Annotated in this window: 22 protein-coding genes; 12 read left to right on the top strand and 10 right to left on the bottom strand. The window is 59.3% G+C overall.

Annotated elements, in window-relative coordinates:
• Positions 1-26: 26 nt before the first annotated feature.
• Positions 27-599 carry an NAD(P)H-dependent oxidoreductase gene (locus FHT93_RS23210; RefSeq protein ID WP_183849633.1) on the top strand — a complete coding sequence of 191 codons (573 nt, stop codon included), beginning with the start codon at positions 27-29 and terminating at the stop codon, positions 597-599.
• 42 nt (positions 600-641) lie between these two features.
• Here FHT93_RS23210 and FHT93_RS23205 read toward each other — a convergent pair whose 3' ends face one another.
• From FHT93_RS23205 to FHT93_RS23190, 4 genes are all read right to left on the bottom strand, one after another.
• Positions 642-1,403 (bottom strand): amino acid ABC transporter ATP-binding protein, encoded by a 762-nt coding sequence (locus FHT93_RS23205; RefSeq protein ID WP_112970739.1) that lies wholly within the window; start codon positions 1,401-1,403, stop codon positions 642-644.
• Positions 1,400-2,080, bottom strand: coding sequence for an amino acid ABC transporter permease (locus FHT93_RS23200; RefSeq protein WP_112970740.1), 681 nt, complete (start codon positions 2,078-2,080; stop codon positions 1,400-1,402). The genes FHT93_RS23205 and FHT93_RS23200 overlap by 4 nt, the downstream gene beginning before the upstream one ends.
• A gap of 103 nt (positions 2,081-2,183) precedes the next feature.
• Positions 2,184-2,957, bottom strand: a complete 774-nt coding sequence (locus FHT93_RS23195) for an amino acid ABC transporter substrate-binding protein (protein WP_183849631.1) — start codon at positions 2,955-2,957, stop codon at positions 2,184-2,186.
• A 152-nt stretch (positions 2,958-3,109) separates the two neighbouring features.
• Positions 3,110-3,979, bottom strand: a complete 870-nt coding sequence (locus FHT93_RS23190; protein ID WP_183849748.1) for a DMT family transporter — start codon at positions 3,977-3,979, stop codon at positions 3,110-3,112.
• Between the two features lie 209 nt (positions 3,980-4,188).
• Between FHT93_RS23190 and FHT93_RS23185 the strand changes: the two genes are divergently transcribed.
• The 3 genes from FHT93_RS23185 (at position 4,189) to ispG (ending at position 7,562) form a co-directional block, all read left to right on the top strand.
• Positions 4,189-4,965 (top strand): DeoR/GlpR family DNA-binding transcription regulator, encoded by a 777-nt coding sequence (locus FHT93_RS23185; RefSeq protein WP_113013505.1) that lies wholly within the window; start codon positions 4,189-4,191, stop codon positions 4,963-4,965.
• A gap of 61 nt (positions 4,966-5,026) precedes the next feature.
• Complete coding sequence (locus tag FHT93_RS23180) at positions 5,027-6,220, top strand: MFS transporter (protein WP_183849629.1); 1,194 nt, start codon at positions 5,027-5,029, stop codon at positions 6,218-6,220.
• A gap of 94 nt (positions 6,221-6,314) precedes the next feature.
• The gene (gene ispG, locus FHT93_RS23175) at positions 6,315-7,562 is read left to right on the top strand and encodes a flavodoxin-dependent (E)-4-hydroxy-3-methylbut-2-enyl-diphosphate synthase (protein WP_007827555.1); all 1,248 of its coding nucleotides are present in this window, start codon (positions 6,315-6,317) and stop codon (positions 7,560-7,562) included.
• 21 nt (positions 7,563-7,583) lie between these two features.
• Here the strand turns inward: ispG and FHT93_RS23170 are convergent, their stop codons facing one another.
• On the bottom strand, positions 7,584-8,498 hold the full coding sequence (locus FHT93_RS23170; RefSeq protein WP_112544846.1) for a polyprenyl synthetase family protein: 915 nt from the start codon (positions 8,496-8,498) through the stop codon (positions 7,584-7,586).
• Between the two features lie 134 nt (positions 8,499-8,632).
• Here FHT93_RS23170 and mtgA point away from each other — a divergent pair, with 134 nt between their 5' ends.
• From mtgA to FHT93_RS23145, 5 genes are all read left to right on the top strand, one after another.
• Positions 8,633-9,370, top strand: coding sequence for a monofunctional biosynthetic peptidoglycan transglycosylase (gene mtgA / locus FHT93_RS23165; RefSeq protein ID WP_112544845.1), 738 nt, complete (start codon positions 8,633-8,635; stop codon positions 9,368-9,370).
• Between the two features lie 95 nt (positions 9,371-9,465).
• On the top strand, positions 9,466-10,284 hold the full coding sequence (locus FHT93_RS23160; RefSeq protein ID WP_183849627.1) for a DUF1868 domain-containing protein: 819 nt from the start codon (positions 9,466-9,468) through the stop codon (positions 10,282-10,284).
• Positions 10,196-10,843: a glutathione S-transferase family protein gene (locus tag FHT93_RS23155; RefSeq protein ID WP_183849625.1), complete on the top strand. Its 648-nt coding sequence runs from the start codon at positions 10,196-10,198 to the stop codon at positions 10,841-10,843. Before FHT93_RS23160 ends, FHT93_RS23155 begins: the two co-directional genes overlap by 89 nt.
• Before the next feature lie 155 nt (positions 10,844-10,998).
• Positions 10,999-11,184, top strand: a complete 186-nt coding sequence (rpmF, locus tag FHT93_RS23150) for a 50S ribosomal protein L32 (RefSeq protein WP_003543812.1) — start codon at positions 10,999-11,001, stop codon at positions 11,182-11,184.
• 144 nt (positions 11,185-11,328) lie between these two features.
• Positions 11,329-11,736 (top strand): hypothetical protein, encoded by a 408-nt coding sequence (locus tag FHT93_RS23145; RefSeq protein WP_112544843.1) that lies wholly within the window; start codon positions 11,329-11,331, stop codon positions 11,734-11,736.
• On the opposite strand, the gene phaR is transcribed toward FHT93_RS23145, so the two are convergent.
• A complete protein-coding gene (gene phaR / locus FHT93_RS23140; protein WP_112544842.1) occupies positions 11,731-12,303 on the bottom strand; it encodes a polyhydroxyalkanoate synthesis repressor PhaR in 573 nt (190 codons plus the stop codon). The two genes, FHT93_RS23145 and phaR, sit on opposite strands and share 6 nt — an antisense overlap.
• 233 nt (positions 12,304-12,536) lie before the next feature.
• Here phaR and FHT93_RS23135 point away from each other — a divergent pair, with 233 nt between their 5' ends.
• On the top strand, positions 12,537-13,718 hold the full coding sequence (locus tag FHT93_RS23135) for an acetyl-CoA C-acetyltransferase (protein ID WP_113013358.1): 1,182 nt from the start codon (positions 12,537-12,539) through the stop codon (positions 13,716-13,718).
• A gap of 65 nt (positions 13,719-13,783) precedes the next feature.
• Positions 13,784-14,509, top strand: a complete 726-nt coding sequence (locus tag FHT93_RS23130) for a beta-ketoacyl-ACP reductase (protein WP_183849623.1) — start codon at positions 13,784-13,786, stop codon at positions 14,507-14,509.
• Between the two features lies 1 nt (position 14,510).
• Here the strand turns inward: FHT93_RS23130 and FHT93_RS35940 are convergent, their stop codons facing one another.
• The 4 genes from FHT93_RS35940 to FHT93_RS23115 all read right to left on the bottom strand — a co-directional run bounded on the left by FHT93_RS35940 (position 14,511) and on the right by FHT93_RS23115 (position 15,478).
• Positions 14,511-14,636: a hypothetical protein gene (locus FHT93_RS35940; protein ID WP_281413437.1), complete on the bottom strand. Its 126-nt coding sequence runs from the start codon at positions 14,634-14,636 to the stop codon at positions 14,511-14,513.
• A gap of 66 nt (positions 14,637-14,702) precedes the next feature.
• Positions 14,703-14,849, bottom strand: a complete 147-nt coding sequence (locus FHT93_RS23125) for a hypothetical protein (RefSeq protein WP_183849621.1) — start codon at positions 14,847-14,849, stop codon at positions 14,703-14,705.
• 192 nt (positions 14,850-15,041) lie between these two features.
• Positions 15,042-15,296, bottom strand: a complete 255-nt coding sequence (locus FHT93_RS23120) for a glycine zipper domain-containing protein (RefSeq protein WP_112544839.1) — start codon at positions 15,294-15,296, stop codon at positions 15,042-15,044.
• A 26-nt stretch (positions 15,297-15,322) separates the two neighbouring features.
• The gene (locus FHT93_RS23115; RefSeq protein WP_007825451.1) at positions 15,323-15,478 is read right to left on the bottom strand and encodes a DUF3309 family protein; all 156 of its coding nucleotides are present in this window, start codon (positions 15,476-15,478) and stop codon (positions 15,323-15,325) included.
• Between the two features lie 859 nt (positions 15,479-16,337).
• On the opposite strand from FHT93_RS23115, the gene FHT93_RS23110 reads away from it, so the two are divergent.
• Positions 16,338-19,469 carry a helicase-related protein gene (locus tag FHT93_RS23110; protein ID WP_183849619.1) on the top strand — a complete coding sequence of 1,044 codons (3,132 nt, stop codon included), beginning with the start codon at positions 16,338-16,340 and terminating at the stop codon, positions 19,467-19,469.

Here is a 19,469-nt window from a genome sequence, read left to right as displayed (position 1 = left end):
CCCCCAAGACCAATCAGGATCATTTCATGAGCAAGTTGAAGATTGCCGTCATCGTCGGCAGCACGCGTATTGGCCGCTTTGCCGAGCATCCGGCCAAGTGGATCGCCGAGCTCGTCGGCCAGCGTTCCGATCTCGAAGTCGAAGTTCTCGATCTTCTCGACTACCCCATGCATTTCTTCGGCGAAGAGCGCGCCACCACGGCGGAAAGCGAAACCGCCGAGCGTTGGAAGAAGAAGCTGCGCGAATTCGAAGGCTTCATCTTCACGGTCGCCGAATATAACCATGCTCCGACGGCCGTTCTGAAGAACGCGATCGATCTCGGCGAATTCATCCAGAAGCCGGTCGGCTTCGTCGGTTACGGCGGCGTCGGCGGCGCACGCGCCGTCGAGCAGCTTCGCCTGGTCTTCGTCGAAATGAGTGCAGCTTCCGTCAGGACGGGGGTTCACATCGCGTTCAGCGAATATCTTGCCGTTCTGAAGGAAGGCAAGAGCCTCGGCGATTACGCGCATCTGAATGAAGCCGCCAAGAACCTGCTCGATCAGCTGACCTGGTGGGGCAATGCGCTGAAGGCAGCGCGTGCCGTCGTTACGTCCGCCTGATCGGAATTCCGTATGCCGGGATGCTCACATCCCGGCATTGGCTCAGATATCGTAGGTATGAGCGGCGTTAATGGTGGAGATGAAGCGCTTGGTGCGTTCCTTCTCCGGTGTATTGAAGATCGCCCTGGCGCTGCCGGTTTCGACCACGCTACCGGCCTCGAGAAAAACCACGTCATTGGCGATCTTGGAGGCGAGGCGAAGATCATGGGTCGCCATGACCATGGTCGTGCCCTCGCGGGCAAGCTGGCCCAGCACGTCTACTACTTCGGCCGAAAGTTCCGGATCGAGCGCGGATGTCGGCTCGTCACAGAGCAGGACACGCGGTGACGGCGCAAGCGCACGGGCGATTGCCACGCGCTGCTGCTGGCCGCCGGAGAGTGTCGAGGGCCAAGCGTCGGTCTTGTGCGCCATGCCGACCTTGGTCATCAACTCCATGGCGCGTTCGCGCGCCCTTTCCTTTGGCCATTTCAGGACCGTGACCAGACCTTCCATGACGTTTTCGATCGCCGTCTGGTGCGGAAAGAGCTGAAAGTTCTGGAACACCATGCCGGTCTGGCGACGGATCTTCTGGATCGCCTGCCAGCCGACACGCTTTCCGGGCGTGAAAGAGAGCGTTTCTTCGCCGAGGCGAATGGTGCCAACGGTGGGGATCTCCAGGAGATTGATGCAGCGGAGCAGGGTGCTCTTGCCGCCACCGGAGGGGCCGACGAGGGCGGTGACGCTGCCTTCGGGGATGCGGATACTGATATCCTTCAGGATGACCGCGTCGCCGAAGCGCTTTTCGATATTGGAAAGCTCGATCATGCATTTGCCTCCAGCATCCCACCATAACGCGCGAAGCGGCGCTCCAGCCGCTGCTGCAGCGCCGAGAGTACGGAGCTCAAGGCGAGATAGATCAGCGCCGCTTCAATATAGAGGATCAGCGGTTCGTAGGTGGTCGCGACGATGCGCTGGGCGGCCTGGAAAAGCTCCGGCACGGTAATGGCGGCAGCGAGCGAGGTGTCCTTCACCAGCGAGATGAAGGTATTCGAGAGCGGCGGCACTGCGACACGGGCGGCCTGCGGCAGGATGGTGCGGCTCATGGCCTGGCGCCAGCTCATGCCGATCGAATAGGCTGCTTCCCATTGACCCTTCGGCACGGAAGATATGACAGCACGGATGATTTCGGAGCTGTAGGCGCCGATATTCAGTGTGAAGCCGATGAGTGCTGCCGGAAAGGCGTCAAGCAGGATGCCGATGCTCGGCAGGCCGTAAAAGATCACGAAGAGCTGGACGAGCAGCGGCGTGCCGCGGATGACCCAGACATAGAAGCGGGCAATGGCTGCAACGGGTCCAGGGCCGAACAGGCGGGCAATCGCAGTGATCAGGCCCAGGATCAGCCCAAAGGCGAAGGAAAGCAGAGTGAGGGGAATGGTGAAGATCAGCCCGGCCCAAAGGAGCGAGGGAAGCGATTCCGCCATCAGTTGGAGCCAGTGCGGCAAGGGCGTATCCTCAAGAAAAGATGCGTCCGGCGAGGGTTCGCCGGACGCTTTTCATGCAGCTATAAAGGATATGGCGGCGGCGGGAAACCGCCTGTGTCGCGACTTACTTGGAAACGTCCTGACCGAAGTACTTGTCAGCGATCTTCTTGTAGGTGCCGTCGGCCTTGATGTCGGCGAGCGCCTTGTTGATCGCTTCGACCAATTCCGGTTCGCCCTTGCGGATGATGATGCCGGAGTAATCGGCATTTTCCTGCTGAGCGACGATCTTTACGGGAGCGTCCGGCTTGTGCTTCTTGAAGTCGAGGAAGGAGAGGCTGTCGTTGATCGTTGCGTCGGCGCGCTTTGTCAGCACGAGCTGGATCGACTGGTCGAAACCGTCGGTGCCGACAAGTTCTGCGCCGGCTTCTGTCGCCAGCTTGCCGAAGTTGCTGGTCAAAGACTGGGCGGACTTCTTTCCCTTGAGATCGGCAAAGGACTTGATGCTGTCGTCGCCGTCGCGGACGATCAGAACGGCCTTGGAGGCGATGTAAGGGTCGGAGAAGTCGTATTTCTGCTTGCGCGCATCGGTGATGCCGACCTGGTTGATAACCGTGTCGTAGCGGTTGGCGTCGAGGCCGGCGATCAGGCCGTCCCACTTGCCCTCGACGAACTGGGCTTTAACGCCGAGCTTGGCAGCGACCGCTTCGCCGATCTCCACGTCGAAGCCAACCAGCTTGCCGCTTTCGTCATGATAAGTGAACGGGGCGTAGGTGCCTTCCGTCCCGATCTTGAAGACGCCGGCAGACTTGATGGCGCTGAGGTTTTCACCGGCATGGGCGGGAATAAGGGCTGCGGCCTGAATAAGGGCTGCTGCGGCGACGGTTTTCAACCAGTTCATTGTTCTTTCCATCCTTGGGAAAAGCTGTTCGGATGGCGATACATCGCAGAAAATTGCGGCGACGGAAGCGTAGAAAACTGCAAATAAAAGCGGCAACTGCGAATATTTTTCTCAAGCAGTCGTTCTAGTCCCGAATTCCGCAGAAACCGGTCTCAGGCCGCGACGCGACGGCGTAGTCTCTCGCTGACGATAATGATGAAACCCGCGCCAAGGATCATGATCGCTCCGACGATAACGTTGGGCGTCGGAATGTCGGCCCAGATCAGATAGCCAAGGATGAAGGCCCAGACGAGCGATGTATATTCGAATGGTGCAAGCACCGAGACCGGTGCCTGACGCATGCCTTCAAAGAGGGCGAATTGGGCACAGCCGGCCACGACACCGGTGCCGACGAGCAAGCCGAGTTGCGTCAAGGTTGGTGTCTGCCAGGTGTAGACGACAGCGGTGCCCGTCATAATGAGAAAGAAAACATTGGAGACCACTAGCTGGATGATCGTCTTTTCATGCAGCGAGGTCTTGCGCAGCAGCACCATGGCGGAGGCCCAGAGTACGGCTGCCTGCAGCGCGAGATAGACGGACCAGGAGATCGTGAGGCCGGCGGGATTGCACGCAATGAGAACGCCCACGAAGCCGATGCCAACGGCGAGCCAACGCGCGGGCGTCACCTCTTCTCTCAGGATGAACCAGGCAAGTACGGTGCCGACGACGGGAGCGGCGTAATAGAGTGTGGTGACTTCAGCGAGCTGCAGATGGCTTGCGGCGGTATAATAGGAAAGCCACGCGCAAAGCAGCAGAATGCTTCGGGCGATCATCGGCTTGATGATCGGTGACGTAATTGTCTTATGGACAAGCTGGCCGCGGCCATAGGCGAGGCAGCCGACGAGAATGGTTAGGCTGCGGAAAAACAGGACCTGCCAGACGGGAATGCTCGCCGTCAAAACCTTGACGATCGCATCATGGAAAGTGAACGCCATGTAGGCTGATGTCGTGAGCAGAATGCCCAGGCTGATGGAGTTTTTCACGGAGATGTACCAGAGGCGGGTAACGCCGGCGGGAATCGAGGATGCCCGATCGATAATCCCGCGCTCGGAGGCGGTCAATATGCGAGATTTCGCCTGCCGGCGGCACTTTGTTTCAGAGCGTCAGAAAATGTGTGGCTGTGCATGTTGCATGCACGATTATCAGTGTTTATGCATGATTTCAGATTCTGAGATATTGATCCGGTATGAACATGCAAGATTTCCTGTTGCGGGAACGCCAGACTGTGATTTCCGAGCGGCTCAAGACGCATGGTCGGGTGCTGGCCGCGGAACTGGCGCTCGAATTCGGCGTCTCGGAAGATACGGTGCGGCGCGACCTGCGTGAGATGGCTGCAGCAGGGCTCTGCGAGAGGGTATATGGCGGAGCCTTGCCGATTTCGCCGGCGCACGGAAGCCTGACCCAGCGCATGAGCTTTGCCACTGAGCGAAAGCAGGCACTGGCGCGTGCTGCTGCGGAGGAAATCGTCGCAGGGACGACGGTGTTCTTTGATGCGGGCAGCACCAATCTGGCGATTGCCAACGCTTTGCCGACTGATCTTGCGCTGACGGCGGCGACCAATGCCCCGGCGATTGCTGCCGCGTTGATCGAGAAGCCCGGTGTCAATGTCATCCTGATCGGTGGTCTAGTGGACCGCCAAACCGGCGGTTCGCTTGGCGCCAAGGCATTGCGAGACATGGAGCAGCTGGCACCCGATCTCTGCATCCTGGGCGCCTGCGGCGTCGATATCGAGGCGGGATTGACGACATTCGGCTTCGAGGATGCGGAGTTCAAGAGATTCGCCACCTCCAGAAGCAAGCGGGTCATGGTCGCTGCGACATCGGAAAAATTCGGCACGGCTGCACCACACAGCGTCCTGCCGGTCGCTCATTGCGAATGCCTCATCGTAGAGCACGATGCGGATGCCATCATGCTTCGGGAATACCGTGCACGCGGGTGCCGGACGATCATTGCGGACAAGACTGCCTGAGGCCGTTCCGCCTGTTATGGGGATCGGGCGCGCATGCCCGATCAAGAGGAAAGACAAGGAAATGGATAGTAGCGTGGGTGCAGTGCCGAGGGCACGGAGCGGCTTCATCACCAAGAGCAGAGCGGCGGTCTCGCTGCTCTTTCTCATGAATGGTTTCGTCGTCGGCTGCTGGGCGCCAAAGATTCCCGACTTTGCCGAGCGGCTGGGACTGACCAAGTTCGAGCTCGGGTTGATGATCCTCGTCTTCGGTTTAGGCTCGCTGGTCATGATGCCGATCGCCGGTGCGCAGATCGCCAAACATGGTTCGCGCGTTGTCGTGCGGGTGCTGGCCCTCTGCGTGCTGCCGCTGCTTCTGGCGCTGACGCTTGCACCGAACGTCATAACCGGGGCGATCTCGCTCTTCCTTTTCGGCGGTTTCATCGGGGCAATGGACGTGGCGATGAATGCCAATGCCGTGGCAGTGGAAAAATCCATGCGCCGCGCTATCATGTCGTCCTGCCACGCTTTCTGGAGCCTTGGCGGCTTGATCGGCTCCGGCCTCGGCGGCCTGGTGATTTCCAAACTCGGTATTCTTGGTCACGCGGAACTGGCAACCGTGCTTGCCGCGATCTTCGTTGCTATCGCCTGGCCGATGATCCTGGCCGACCCGCCGCATCCCGAAGACAAGAAGGAAAAGACGCGGTTGCCGATGGTGCCGCTCCCTTGGCTGCTCGGTCTGATGGCCTTGTTCTGCATGGTACCGGAAGGCGCGGTGCTCGACTGGGGTGCGCTTTATCTCCGGCAGGAAATGGACGCATCGGTCGCGCTGTCCGGCCTCGGCTTTGCGGCCTTCTCGGCGACCATGGCGATCATGCGCTTTGCCGGCGACCTGGTCCGCGATCGTCTCGGTGGTGTGAAGACGCTGCGTATCTGCACGCTGTTTGCAATTGCCGGCATGCTGCTTGCAAGCCTTGCGCCTGACGCCGAGATCGCCATCCTCGGCTTCGCACTCTGCGGCATCGGTATTTCCAACATGGTGCCGATCGCCTTTTCGGCAGCGGGCAACATCCCCGGCTTGAAGCCTGGCATCGGTATCTCCGTCGTCACGACCATGGGCTATTCCGGCATGCTGGTGGCGCCCTCGGTAATCGGCTTCGTCGCCGAGCATGTGGGTTTTGCTGCCGTCTTTATGGCGCTGCCGGTGCTGCTGCTCGTGGTTCTCGCATTCTCCAAACTTGCGCATTATGCCGACGGTGTCTCGGGTGGCGGCCACTGAGCCGCCTCCAAACAAAAGTGATATACGGGGCGGTTGACAAGCTCGCGGGCTTGATCCACCTGAAAGGCTCTGTTTTCCGGGTGTAGAGCTCTTCATGTCTGCTTTCGATTTCGATCCGAAACCGCGCCGCGCCTCCGTTGCTGTCGATGTTGGCGGCGTCATTGTCGGCGGTGGGGCGCCGGTGGTCGTGCAATCCATGACGAACACCGATACGGCTGATGTGGATTCCACCGTCGCCCAGGTGGCCGCACTTCATCGTGCAGGTTCGGAGCTCGTCCGCATCACCGTCGATCGCGACGAAAGTGCTGCCGCTGTGCCGAAGATCCGCGAGCGCCTCTTGCGCCTCGGCATGGATGTGCCGCTGATTGGCGACTTCCACTATATCGGCCATAAGCTGCTTGCCGATCATCCGGCCTGTGCCGAAGCGCTGGCGAAGTACCGCATCAATCCTGGCAATGTCGGCTTCAAGGACAAGAAGGATAAGCAGTTCGCCGAAATCATCGAGATGGCGATCCGCTATAACAAACCGGTGCGCATCGGCGTCAATTGGGGTTCGCTGGACCAGGAACTGCTGACGCAGCTGATGGACAAGAACCAGGCCGAGGGTTCGCCGCTTTCTGCCCGGCAGGTGACGCACGAGGCGATCGTGCAATCGGCGCTGCTGTCGGCACAGCTTGCCGAAGAGATCGGCCTGCCGCGCAATCGTATCATCCTGTCGGCCAAGGTCAGCCAGGTTCAGGACCTGATTGCCGTCAATTCCATGCTCGCCGAACGCTCAAACCATGCGCTGCATCTCGGCCTGACCGAAGCCGGCATGGGCACCAAGGGCATTGTCGCGTCTTCGGCTGCCATGGGCTATGTGCTGCAGAACGGCATCGGCGATACGATCCGCATTTCGCTGACGCCGGAGCCGAATGGCGACCGCACCCGCGAGGTTCAGGTGGCGCAGGAACTGCTTCAGGTCATGGGCTTCCGTCAGTTCGTGCCCGTCGTTGCGGCCTGTCCCGGTTGCGGGCGTACGACCTCGACGGTGTTCCAGGAGCTCGCACAGAACATCCAGAACGACATCCGCAAAAACATGCCAATCTGGCGTGAGAAATATCCGGGCGTGGAAGCGCTCAATGTCGCGGTCATGGGCTGCATCGTCAACGGACCGGGTGAAAGCAAGCACGCTGATATCGGTATCTCGCTCCCCGGCACCGGAGAGACGCCGGCTGCCCCCGTCTTCATCGACGGCAAGAAGGCCCTGACGCTGCGCGGCCCGAATATTGCTTCGGATTTCGAAGCCCTCGTCATCGACTATATCGAGAAGCGCTTCGGCCAGAAGACAGCAGCGGAATAATCACTCCGCCTTTCATCAGCCTCAGCTCTTGCGCTCGGCTATGAAGTGGGCCGCCGTAATCAATAATGCGGCGTGCTCGCCATAGGGGGCGAGCAGTTCTTCCGCGTCCTCGACATGCCGGCGCAGCTGTTTTTCTGCCCATTCCATGCCGTGAAGCGCCACGAGCGTTCCCTTGCCGCGGGCCGCATCCTTGCCAGTCGCTTTGCCCATGGTCAGGGAATCGGAAGTCAGATCGAGAATATCGTCGGCAAGCTGGAAGGCGAGGCCGATTTTTTCACCGAAGCGGCGTAGGCGCTGACGGTTCTCTGCAGATGCTCCGGCGATGATGGCGCCGGCCTCGCAGGCAAAGCGGATCAGCGCCCCTGTCTTCATCGCCTGCAGGCGGACAATGCCTGCTTCGTCCGGCGCCTGCTTTTCTGCGGCAAGATCGAGCGCTTGGCCGCCGGCCATTCCGCCGAGACCGGCCGCGCGGGCAATTGCCAGCACGAGTTCCGTCTTGCTGCGGTCCGGTAGATCGGTTTCCGGTGCGGCGATGATGTCGAAGGCGTAGGTCAATAGACTGTCGCCGGCCAGAATGGCAGTCGCTTCGTCGAATTTGATGTGTACGGTCGGCTTGCCGCGGCGCAGATTGTCATCATCCATGGCCGGCAGGTCATCGTGAACAAGCGAATAGCAATGGATGCACTCGAGGGCCGCACCGACGCGCAGCGCCGCCTGCCTGTTGCCGCCGAGAAGCGTGGCGCTTTCGACGACAAGAAAAGGACGCAGTCGTTTGCCTCCGTTGAGCACTGCATAGTGCATGGCATTCCGCAGCAGGTCCGGGCGGGCAATCTCATGAGGTAACACGGCGGGAGAGAGCAGGAGATCGAGCAGCGCCTCGATCTCGGCGGCGCTGTTTTTCAACCGTGTCTCGAATGTTTCCCGTTTGGCGTCCATGCGCGCTCTTTGGCACGGCGGAATGGTTGCTGGCAACGGAATTGTCGATCACTGAGCCAAGATTTCCGCTGCACTCTGGCAATGCGGGTTTTCAGGCGGTATGACAGCGAAGAGGGCGAAAACGGACTGGGACATTGGATATAGCGCCGCAGACAGAGGAGAGCGTCGAGGCGCCGGTTCGCCGGCGCTGGCTTGGAGACCGCCAGGTGCTGAAACGCGTTGTTCTTGCCGTTCTGGCGGTGCTGCTTTTGCCCTATGTGCTGATTTTTATCTATCTGCTGCCCTTCATCCATCCCGTTTCGACGCTGATGCTGCGTGATCTGGTGCTTCTGCGCGGTTACGACCGGCAGTGGGTGTCGATCGACGACGTTGCGCCCGTTCTCGTTCAGTCGGTGATGATGTCGGAAGACGGGCAGTATTGCTTCCACGGCGGTGTCGACTGGGACGAGATGCGTATGCTGGTCGAAGACACGCTGAAGGGTCAGGAGACGCGCGGCGGCAGCACGATCCCCATGCAGACTGCGAAGAACCTCTTCCTCTGGAACAGCCGCTCCTTCATCCGCAAGGGATTGGAATTGCCGCTGGCTGTCGGTTCCGACTTCGTCTGGTCGAAGCGACGGCTGATGGAGATCTATCTCAATATCGCCGAATGGGGGCCAGGCATCTACGGCATCGAGGCGGCGGCGCAATATCATTTCAAGGTGCCTGCCTCGAAGCTGACACGCCGGCAGGCATCGCTGCTTGCGGTTTCGCTGCCGAATCCGATCGACCGCAACGCCGGAAAACCCGGACGAGGGCTGCGCAGGCTCGCGGCGATCATCGAGCGGCGGGCGCAGGGTTCGGGCGATTACATCAAGTGCATCTATGAATGATATCAGAACTTGTCGTTGGAAGCGGCAAGCGTCATCTGACATTCTTGGTTCTGCCATATGGGCGATGCATCAGCAACCAAAGCCCCGAGTCGCCCATGAGATCTACGACGCTTTCGCCCGAGCTTCTCCACTATTCGAAGACGCACAATCCCGCTCCGCCAGCGCATCTCGGCTCCCGCTACCACAAACTCGGGGGCTTCCTGCCGGAGCAGGGCAACACGATTGTCTGCCATCCCCCGAGGAGCTCACAAACGCTGCAGGTGCTCATCGAAGCGCGTGAGAAATATCTGGCGATGCCGGAGGCCGCGCAATTCATCTTCACGCCGATTACCAGTCTCCATATGACGCTTTTCGAAGGCGTGATCGAGACCGGCCGCAAGAAGAACCACTGGCCCGATGACATTCCACTCGATGCGCCGATCGACGACATTACGGAGCTCATGGCGGCGCGGCTCGAAGGCTTCACGATGTTCGATCCCTTCAAGGTGGCAATCGTCGAAGCTCGTCCGTCCGGCCTGCTTCTCGAGGGGGCGACAGAGGGTGACCGCAAGGTGATGCGCGCCTGGCGCGACGCATTCGCAAATCTCCTGGGTTATCGTCAGCCCAACCATGAGAACTATAAGTTCCATATGACTTTTGCCTACCCGATCGAGCGGCTGGAAGACGAGGCGCTGCCGCGCTGGCAGGCGATGCTTGACGAGGTGACCGATCATATCCGCACCAGGGCGCCTGTGCTGGAGCTCAATCCGCCCGCCTTCTGTGTGTTCGAGGATATGAACCACTTCCACGAAGTGCTGATTTTCGATTTCCTGACAGGAAAACACCATGGACAAGCTGACGCTTTACATCGCCAACAAGAACTATTCTTCCTGGTCGTTCCGGCCGTGGATGGCGCTAGCGGGCGTCGGCATTGATTTCGAGGAGGTGTTGATCCCCTTCGACTATCCTGGTGGTAATCCCAACATCAAGGCGGTCTCGCCGAGCGGCCATGTGCCCCTGCTGCAGCATGGTTCCCTTAAGATCTGGGAATCCTTCGCGATCATCGAATATGTGGCCGAGCTTTATCCCGAAGCAGGATTGCTGCCCGGCGATCGTGCCGAGCGGGCGCTTGCCCGCTCGGTTTCCATGGAGATGCTTTCGAGCTTCCGGGCATTGCGCAGCGCCTGCCCGATGAATATCCGCCGGCCGAAGGGTAAAATCGCGCTTCCCGACGGGGTTTCCGCCGATATCAGCCGTATCGAGACGATCTGGCGCGATCTTCTGCAGAAATCCGGTGGGCCGTTCCTCTTCGGTGAATTCAGCGGGGTGGATGCGATGTTTGCGCCTGTCGTCAACCGCTTCGATATCTATGATCTCGTCAGTAGTGCCGATATACTGCCTTACATGAATGCGATGAAGGCGCATCCCGCCTGGCGGAAGTGGGAAGAATCTGCCCGTGCAGAGCCGTGGATCGTCCCGGAAGACGAAGTCTGAGCGGAGAATCAGAGGCATCGCAAAAAATACATATGGGGACTGGTCAAGGCGGCCCCTTGCATGTATAAGCGCGCAAAATTCCGAAATCGCGACATGTCCGTTTCGGCCGCCAGTCTGGCCGTGGATATGTTTTGCCCGCAAGTGGAGTAAGAGAAATGGCTGTACCGAAGAGAAAAACGAGCCCATCCAAGCGCGGCATGCGCCGTTCGGCCGATGCACTGAAGGCTCCGACCTATGTCGAAGACAAGAACTCCGGCGAACTGCGCCGCCCGCACCATATCGATCTGAAGACCGGTATGTACCGTGGCCGTCAGGTTCTGACGCCGAAGGAAAGCGCATAATTCTTTATGCGGCTTGTCCGATGAAGTTTTGAAGGCCGGCTCAACGCCGGCCTTTTTCTTTTCGAGATATTATAATCTTCGGTGTCTTGAAGTGAGACGCTGATATCAGGCAGTATTCCCGCGAGATCGGGGAGATATTTCTGCATGATTAACACAATACCGCTGATGGTTATTCCATTTATTCTTTACAATCTGGCGATGTTGGGCCTGATGGGCGGTGGCGGGATTCCGTCGCTCCAGCATGACGTGATCGTACTGTCGATGCTTTCGGGCGCAATCTGGAGCATGGCGCTCGGCGACCTCTTTATCGTCGTGGCGCTCGTCGTCCTCTTCTTCGAGATCCTGAAGGCAACCCGGAACGGTTCCGGCAACCTCATCAACCATATGCTGTCGATGTTGGTCTTCATCGCCTTCCTGGTCGAGTTTCTCCTCGTCCAGGACGCGGCGACCCAGGTCTTCTTCATCCTGATGACCATTGCGCTGATCGATGTGATTGGCGGCTTTGCAGTTTCGATCCGCAGTGCCGGCAGGGACGTTTCGATCGGCCTATAGGCTGTCGAGCTTGTTCTGCAGCGCGCGAAGCTGTTCCTTCAGCTCGTCGATGTCCTTGGCTTCCGCCTTGCGGGTTTCCTTGGGCGGCGGCGTCATGAAGGGCGAGAACATCTGCATGGCCTGCTGAAACATCTCGGTATTCCGGCGGACTTGATCTTCGACCATCTGCATGGGAAGCTGCAGGTTCTTGCCGAGCGGTGTTTCGCCAAAGGCGCGGTTCACCTGCTCGCGGATCTGTGACTGCTGCTCCGTAAAGGCGCGCATGGAATGTTCGAGGAAGCTCGGTACGACCATCTGCATCTGGTCGCCATAATAGGTGATCAGCTGACGCAGGAAGGAGATCGGAAGCAGCGTGTTGCCGGTCTTCGATTCCTGCTCGAAAATAATCTGGGTCAATACCGAATGCGTGATGTCGTCACCGCTTTTGGCGTCCTGAACGACAAAATCCTCCCCCTTCTTCACCATCTCCGCCAGGTCTTCCAGCGTCACATAGGTGCTGGTGCCCGTATTGTAGAGGCGGCGATTGGCATATTTCTTGATTACGATCTGACCCTCAGTCTTCGCCATATCAGTCTCCCAAACCCCGTCTGATTGTATGGATACTCCCCCGCCAGAGACTGTAGACGCAAAAGAAGGGCGGTGACAATCTCTTTGTGCGATGCGGCAAGCCCTTTCCCTGTACGGATAAATCCATTCGAGGGCGCTGCAGCAAAAGGTGGAACGGTGTTGGCATTTGACTTGCGCCTGCAGCTTTGTCAGTTTCCACTTATATGTGTGACGAGAAACGAGGAAACCACCCCATGAGCAGTTCATCCGTCGTCATCGCCTCTGCAGCGCGCACCGCTGTCGGTTCCTTCAACGGTGCTTTCGGCACAATTCCCGCTCACGAGCTCGGCGCAGCCGCCGTCAAGGGCGCGCTCGAGCGGGCGGGTGTTTCCCCTGAAGATGTGGACGAGGTCATTCTTGGCCAGGTCCTGCAGGCCGGCGAAGGCCAGAACCCCGCTCGTCAGGCAGCAATGAAGGCCGGCGTTCCCAAGGAGGCGACGGCCTGGAGCGTCAACCAACTCTGCGGTTCAGGTCTGCGTGCCGTTGCCCTCGGCATGCAGCAGATTGCGCTCGGTGATGCGAAGATCATCGTCGCCGGCGGTCAGGAATCCATGTCGATGGCGCCGCATGCGGCGCATTTGCGCGGCGGCGTGAAGATGGGCGACATGAAGATGATCGACACCATGATCAAGGATGGTCTGACCGACGCCTTTTACGGCTATCACATGGGCGTTACCGCCGAAAATATCGCACGCCAGTGGCAGCTTTCGCGTGACGACCAGGACCAATTCGCCGTCGGCTCGCAGAACAAGGCCGAAGCCGCGCAGAAGGCTGGCCGCTTCAAGGACGAAATCGTTCCCTTCATCATCCAGGGCCGCAAGGGTGACGTAACCGTTGATGCAGACGAATATATCCGCCACGGCGCGACGCTGGAGGCGATGACGAAGCTGCGGCCGGCGTTCGACAAGGACGGCACGGTGACCGCGGCAAATGCCTCCGGCCTCAACGACGGCGCTGCTGCAGCCGTCCTGATGAGCGAAGCGGAAGCGTCGCGACGCGGCATCCAGCCGCTCGCCCGCATCGTTTCCTGGGCAACAGCAGGTGTCGATCCCCAGGTCATGGGCACTGGCCCAATCCCTGCTTCCCGCAAGGCGCTGGAAAAGGCCGGCTGGTCTGTCGCCGACCTCGACCTTGTCGAGGCCAATGAGGCCTTTGCGGCCCAGGCCTGTGCCGTGAACAAGGATCTCGGATGGGATCCTGATATCGTCAACGTCAATGGCGGTGCGATCGCGATCGGTCATCCGATCGGTGCTTCGGGTGCCCGCGTTCTCAACACTCTGCTCTTCGAGATGAAGCGCCGCGGCGCCAAGAAAGGCCTTGCCACATTGTGCATCGGCGGCGGCATGGGCGTCGCCATGTGCTTCGAAGCAATGTAAATAGCACGCGATGTATGTTCATCGGGTGCGACTGAGGGCGAGTTGACAACAAGAGGGAGCGAAGCATGAGCAGAGTGGCTTTGGTCACTGGGGGTACGCGCGGCATTGGCGCGGCAATTTCGATGGCTCTAAAGAATGCCGGCTACAAGGTTGCTGCCAACTATGCCGGCAATGATGAAAAGGCCAAAGCATTTCATGGCGTTACCGGCGTACCCGTCTTCAAGTGGGACGTCTCAGACTATGTTGCCTGCGGCGAAGGCATAGCAAAAGTCCAAGCCGATCTCGGCCCGGTCGAAATCCTCGTCAACAACGCCGGCATCACTCGTGATGCTATGTTTCACAAGATGACGGCCCAGCAATGGCACGAGGTGATCAATACCAACCTCACCGGCCTCTTCAACATGACGCACCATGTCTGGAGCGGCATGCGCGACCGCAGCTTCGGCCGCATCGTCAATATCTCCTCCATCAACGGCCAGAAGGGCCAGATGGGGCAAGTGAACTATTCTGCCGCGAAAGCGGGCGACCTCGGATTTACCAAGGCACTTGCCCAGGAAGGGGCGGTCAAGAATATCACCGTCAATGCCATTTGCCCCGGCTATATCGGGACGGAGATGGTGCTTGCGGTGCCCGAAAAGGTACTGAACGAGAAGATTATTCCGCAAATTCCGGTCGGACGCCTCGGCGAACCCGAGGAGATCGCGCGCTGCGTGACCTTCCTCGTTTCCGACGATGCCGGGTTCATTACCGGTTCGACTTTGACCGCCAATGGCGGTCAGTTCTTCACCTGAATTATTTCTTGTGGCTGTGAGCGTAGTTGCTCGGGAAGCTGCCGGTTCCGTCATAGGGGCCGGCAGATGCGCCATAGGCGGCAAGCACAATGGTGATGAGGGCGGCGATCGCGATGATCCTGTTCATGGTGATGTCTCCCCGCGGACGAGCGCTCGGATAGTGCCGTCCGCGGCTTCGGTTTCGTTGATGCTGTCAAGCGTTTGGATTGCGCCGTCTATTGGCTCTGACGGGCACTTGCTGAACGGCGCGGTCGTGGCTGCGGACAGCGGCGATTGCCGTCGTCAGGAAGGCTGAGGCGAGCAGGATAGCGACGGCGGAATTCAAGAAAATCTGGGCCATGGTAAGCGCTCCTTTCCATTCGCGGGCGGCACGTGCTTTGCCTGCGATCTTGAAAGGAATATGGGCTCACGTCTGCCAAGGCGGTAGATTTGACTTCAGCGACCGATTGTCAACGCCGCGTTGACGACTATAGCCGGCAACAAAAACGGGCGCCGAAGCGCCCGTCCAAAATTTCCGATGGGCCAGGATCGATCAGCGGCAACGCGCTTCGTAGCGGCGACCGTAACGGTCGCGATAGATGCAGTAACCCTGACGTTCGACCGAATGGCCGATCAGCGCGCCTGTCAGACCGCCGGCGACTGCGCCAACTGCCGCGCCACCCCAGCTGTTGGTGACAGCGCCACCGATGATTGCGCCCGTGCCGGCGCCAATCGCCGTGCCCTGCTCCGTCGGGGTGCAGGATGCGAGAGCGCCAATGAGAGCGCAGCTAAGGATGATCTTCTTCATGTCTAAACTCCCCAGGTTATCGGCCTTTAAATTCGGCCCATCAGCACAAGAATGATAATGATGACGAGAACTAACCCCAAACCACCTGAAGGTCCATAGCCCCATCCGCGGCTATAACCCCAATTCGGCAAGGCGCCGACCAATAACAGTATAAGGATAATAAGAAGTATCGTGCCAAGCATGGTATTTGTCCTGCCTCATCCTCATTTCGACTGGACTAGAAACCCACATCGGCGAATTTTGTTCCCGGCTAAGCTCTCAGAATATCATGGCGGCGTTATCAGCTGTTGCGACGGAAGCCGACTTTAGCCGGTTTCGTGGAAAGCAAGTCGGCGAAATGCCATCGGGCATTTTCTAAGTATGGTTAAAAATATCTTTTAATACAATATGTTGCGGTGAACAAAGCGGGAAAATGGAGATGTCTCCGATTCGTCAGCGATTCGTTCCGGCTTTGATCGGCCATGACCTTTTGCGGGATCGTCGGCACCGGCCGGTTTAATGCTCCGTAAATTTGGCATGTCAAAGATTAATGGCTTCCGGCGGTTCGGAGTGGCCATAGCAAATCCGGAATCCGTATCTTGGGATCGGTGCGAAAATGCGCACAAGATCTCGCCGTGAACGAAAAGGGAAAGCCTCGACTTTAGCGATTCGTCTCCGGTTCGTTCCGGCTTTGGTCGAAGCGTTAATTTCAGGCTTGACCTTTGCGCTTTTACGATTCGGCAACAAGCGTTAACGGCAGCTGCCGTTACCAGTTCTCAGGTAATGCCGCAGATTCAGTATCTAGTGTAAAAAAGCGATTCAAAATCAATACTTAGCCGTGAACAAAAGCTGAATCAGCCGGAGTCAGCGATTCGTCTCCGATTCGTTCTCAAGCTGTTCCGAATCTTAAATCAAGGACTTAGCGGGCTGTGACTTCTGTGCTCAATCCAAAGTCTATTTCAAATCCGCCCTTGCGTTTGGAGCTTTGGCTGTCCATGTGTTCTTTGCCTCATCCGAAGCTCCGACTTGACCCTGGGCGCTATCGCCTCACTTGCATGGACCATGACCCTGACTTCGCAGCCGATGATACTGAGCGGGCGCGGTGTGACCGCGGTGCTCGGACCGACCAATACCGGCAAGACCCATTATGCAATCGAACGCATGGTGGCGCATGGCACTGGTGTGATCGGCCTGCCGCTCCGATTGCTGGCGCGTGAGGTCTATACGCGCGTGGTCGAAAAGGTCGGCGCCCAGAACGTGGCGCTGGTGACCGGCGAAGAAAAGATCTCGCCGCCGAACGCGCGTTTTTCCGTTTGTACAGTCGAGGCGATGCCGCGGGAAACCAAGGCTGCCTTCGTCGCCATCGACGAAGTGCAGCTTGCGGGCGATCTCGAGCGCGGTCACATCTTTACGGACCGGATCCTGCATCTGCGCGGCCGCGAGGAGACGCTTCTATTGGGCGCCGGCACAATGCGGCCGATCCTGCAGCAGCTCCTGCCGGGAATTACGGTCACGGAGCGGCCGCGGCTTTCTCATCTTTTCTATGCCGGGCAGAAGAAGATTACTCGGTTGCCGCAGCGTTCGGCGATCGTCGCCTTCTCGGCTGATGAAGTTTATGCGATCGCGGAATTGATCCGGCGCCAGCGCGGCGGTGCGGCCGTCGTGCTCGGAGCGCTCAGCCCGCGTACCCGCAATGCCCAGGTAGCGCTTTATCAGGCGGGCGACGTCGAATATCTCGTTGCGACCGATGCGATCGGCATGGGCCTCAATCTCGATGTCGATCATGTGGCCTTCGCGCAGGACCGGAAGTTCGACGGCTATCAGTTCCGTAATCTCAATCCAGGCGAACTCGGCCAGATCGCCGGCCGCGCCGGTCGCCATGTGCGTGATGGAACCTTTGGTGTTACCGGCCAGGTTTCACCCTTCGACGAGGAGCTCGTGCAGCGCATCGAGGGCCACGAGTTTGACAACGTCAAGGTTCTGCAGTGGCGGACCAAGGATCTCGATTTCTCGACGATACAATCCCTGCGGGCAAGCCTTGAGACCGGTCCCCGCGTGCCGGGGCTGACGCGGGCATTGCCCGCTGTCGACCAACAGGCGCTTGAACATTTGTCGCGTTATCCGGAAATCGTCGACCTCGCCAATACGCCTGCGCGGGTCGAAAAGCTCTGGGAGGCTTGCGCTTTGCCGGACTATCGGCGCATAACGCCTGCGCAACATGCCGATCTTATTTCTACCCTCTTTTCCGATCTGGTGCGCTATGGCACGGTGAATGAGCAGTTTCTCGCCGAACAAGTTCACCGTTCGGATCGGACAGATGGAGAAATTGACACGCTTTCGGCGCGAATCGCGCAGATAAGAACCTGGACCTATGTGTCGAATCGGCCCGGCTGGCTTGCCGATCCGACACACTGGCAGGAAAAGACGCGGGAAATCGAAGATCGATTGTCCGATGCGTTACATGAAAGGTTGACGAAACGCTTTGTTGATCGCAGGACATCTGTGCTCATGAAGCGCCTGAGAGAGAATGCGATGCTGGAAGCTGAAATCAGTGTGAATGGCGATGTCTTTGTTGAAGGACATCATGTGGGGCAGTTGACCGGGTTCCGCTTTACGCCTGTCGGTGGAACGGACGGGCCGGACGCCAAGGCGGTTCAGGCTGCGTCGCAAAAGGCGCTTGGGCTCGAATTCGAAGCTCGCGCCGCGCGCCTGCATGCCGCGGGCAATGCCGATCTGGCGATCGGCTCGGATGGACTCGTGCGTTGGCTCGGCGATCCCGTTGGCCGTCTTTCGGGCAGTGACCATGTGATGCGTCCGCGCGTCATCCTGCTTGCCGACGACCAGCTTACGGGCAACGCGCGCGACCATGTCGCCGCCCGTATCGAACGTTTCGTCAATCATCATATCAGCACGGTCCTGAAGCCGCTCGACGATCTGTCGCGTGCCGAAGACCTGCAGGGCCTTGCCAAGGGGCTTGCCTTCCAGCTCGTCGAGAATCTCGGCGTGCTCTTCCGCCGCGACGTGACGGAAGAAGTGAAGTCTCTGGATCAGGATGCGCGCGCCTCCATGCGTCGCTATGGTATCCGATTCGGCGCTTATCATATCTTCGTGCCGGCGCTTCTGAAGCCGGCACCGGCAGAGCTCATCACCCTGCTTTGGGCGCTGAAGAACGATGGCCTCGACAAGGCAGGTTACGGCGACCTCATTCCGGTGCTCGCTGCCGGCCGCACCTCAGTGGTCACGGATCCGAGCTTCGAGCGCATGTTCTACAAACTGGCGGGCTTCCGTTTCCTCGGCAAGCGCGCCGTGCGTATCGATATTCTCGAGCGTCTGGCCGACCTCATCCGTCCGCTCCTGCAATGGAAGCCGGGTCAGGGAACGCGCCCGGAAGGCGCATATGACGGTCGCCGTTTCACGACGACGACGGCGATGCTGTCTATTCTCGGCGCGACGCTCGAAGATATGGAAGAGATCCTGAAGGGTCTCGGCTACCGCGCCGATGCCGTGAAGGCTGAGGAGGCGGCCGCATTCCTTGCAACACAGGATGCATCATCTGCTCCGGCGGCGACGGCGGAACCCGCGGCAGAAGAAACGGCTGAAAAGGCCGATCATGACGACGCAGACGGCGCTTCGGAAGAAACGCCGGTTGTCGAGGCTGCACCTGTGGCCGCGGAAACGCCTGCTGTCGCCGAAGGTTCGGCAGAAGCCGGCGAGGCCGAGCCTGCAGAACCGAAGCCGGTTCTCCTGTGGCGCCTCGGTGGCCGCAACGAGAACCAGCGGCAGGCACGCGGCCATGGCGATCGCCGTGGCGGACAGAGCCAGGGCCAAGGCCAGGGTCAGGACCGCGGTGAGCGCAACAATCGCCGTCAAGGTGGTGAGGGCGGCGAGGGCCGGGACGGCAATCGCAATCAAAACCGCAACCGAGATGGCGGCAATCGCGACGGCAACCGGGACGGCGGCAATCGTGATGGGGGCAGGCCTCAGAACGCGCGTAATGACCGCAACGAGCAGCGCGGCGATCGCCAGGACCGTGGTGACCGCAAGGATCGCGGTGATCGCAATGACCGTAACAACAATCGCGGCAATTCGCAGCCGCTGCGCTTCGAAGCCAAGCCACCGCGCAAGGAGAAGCCGATCGATCCGGATTCACCCTTCGCCAAGCTTGCAGCTCTCAAGGAGCAGATGAAGAAGTAA

Origin of the sequence: Rhizobium sp. BK379 (assembly GCF_014193955.1) — a bacterium.
In the GTDB taxonomy this organism is placed as follows: Bacteria; Pseudomonadota; Alphaproteobacteria; order Rhizobiales; family Rhizobiaceae; genus Rhizobium.
This window is presented reverse-complemented; position numbering and strand designations above follow the sequence as displayed.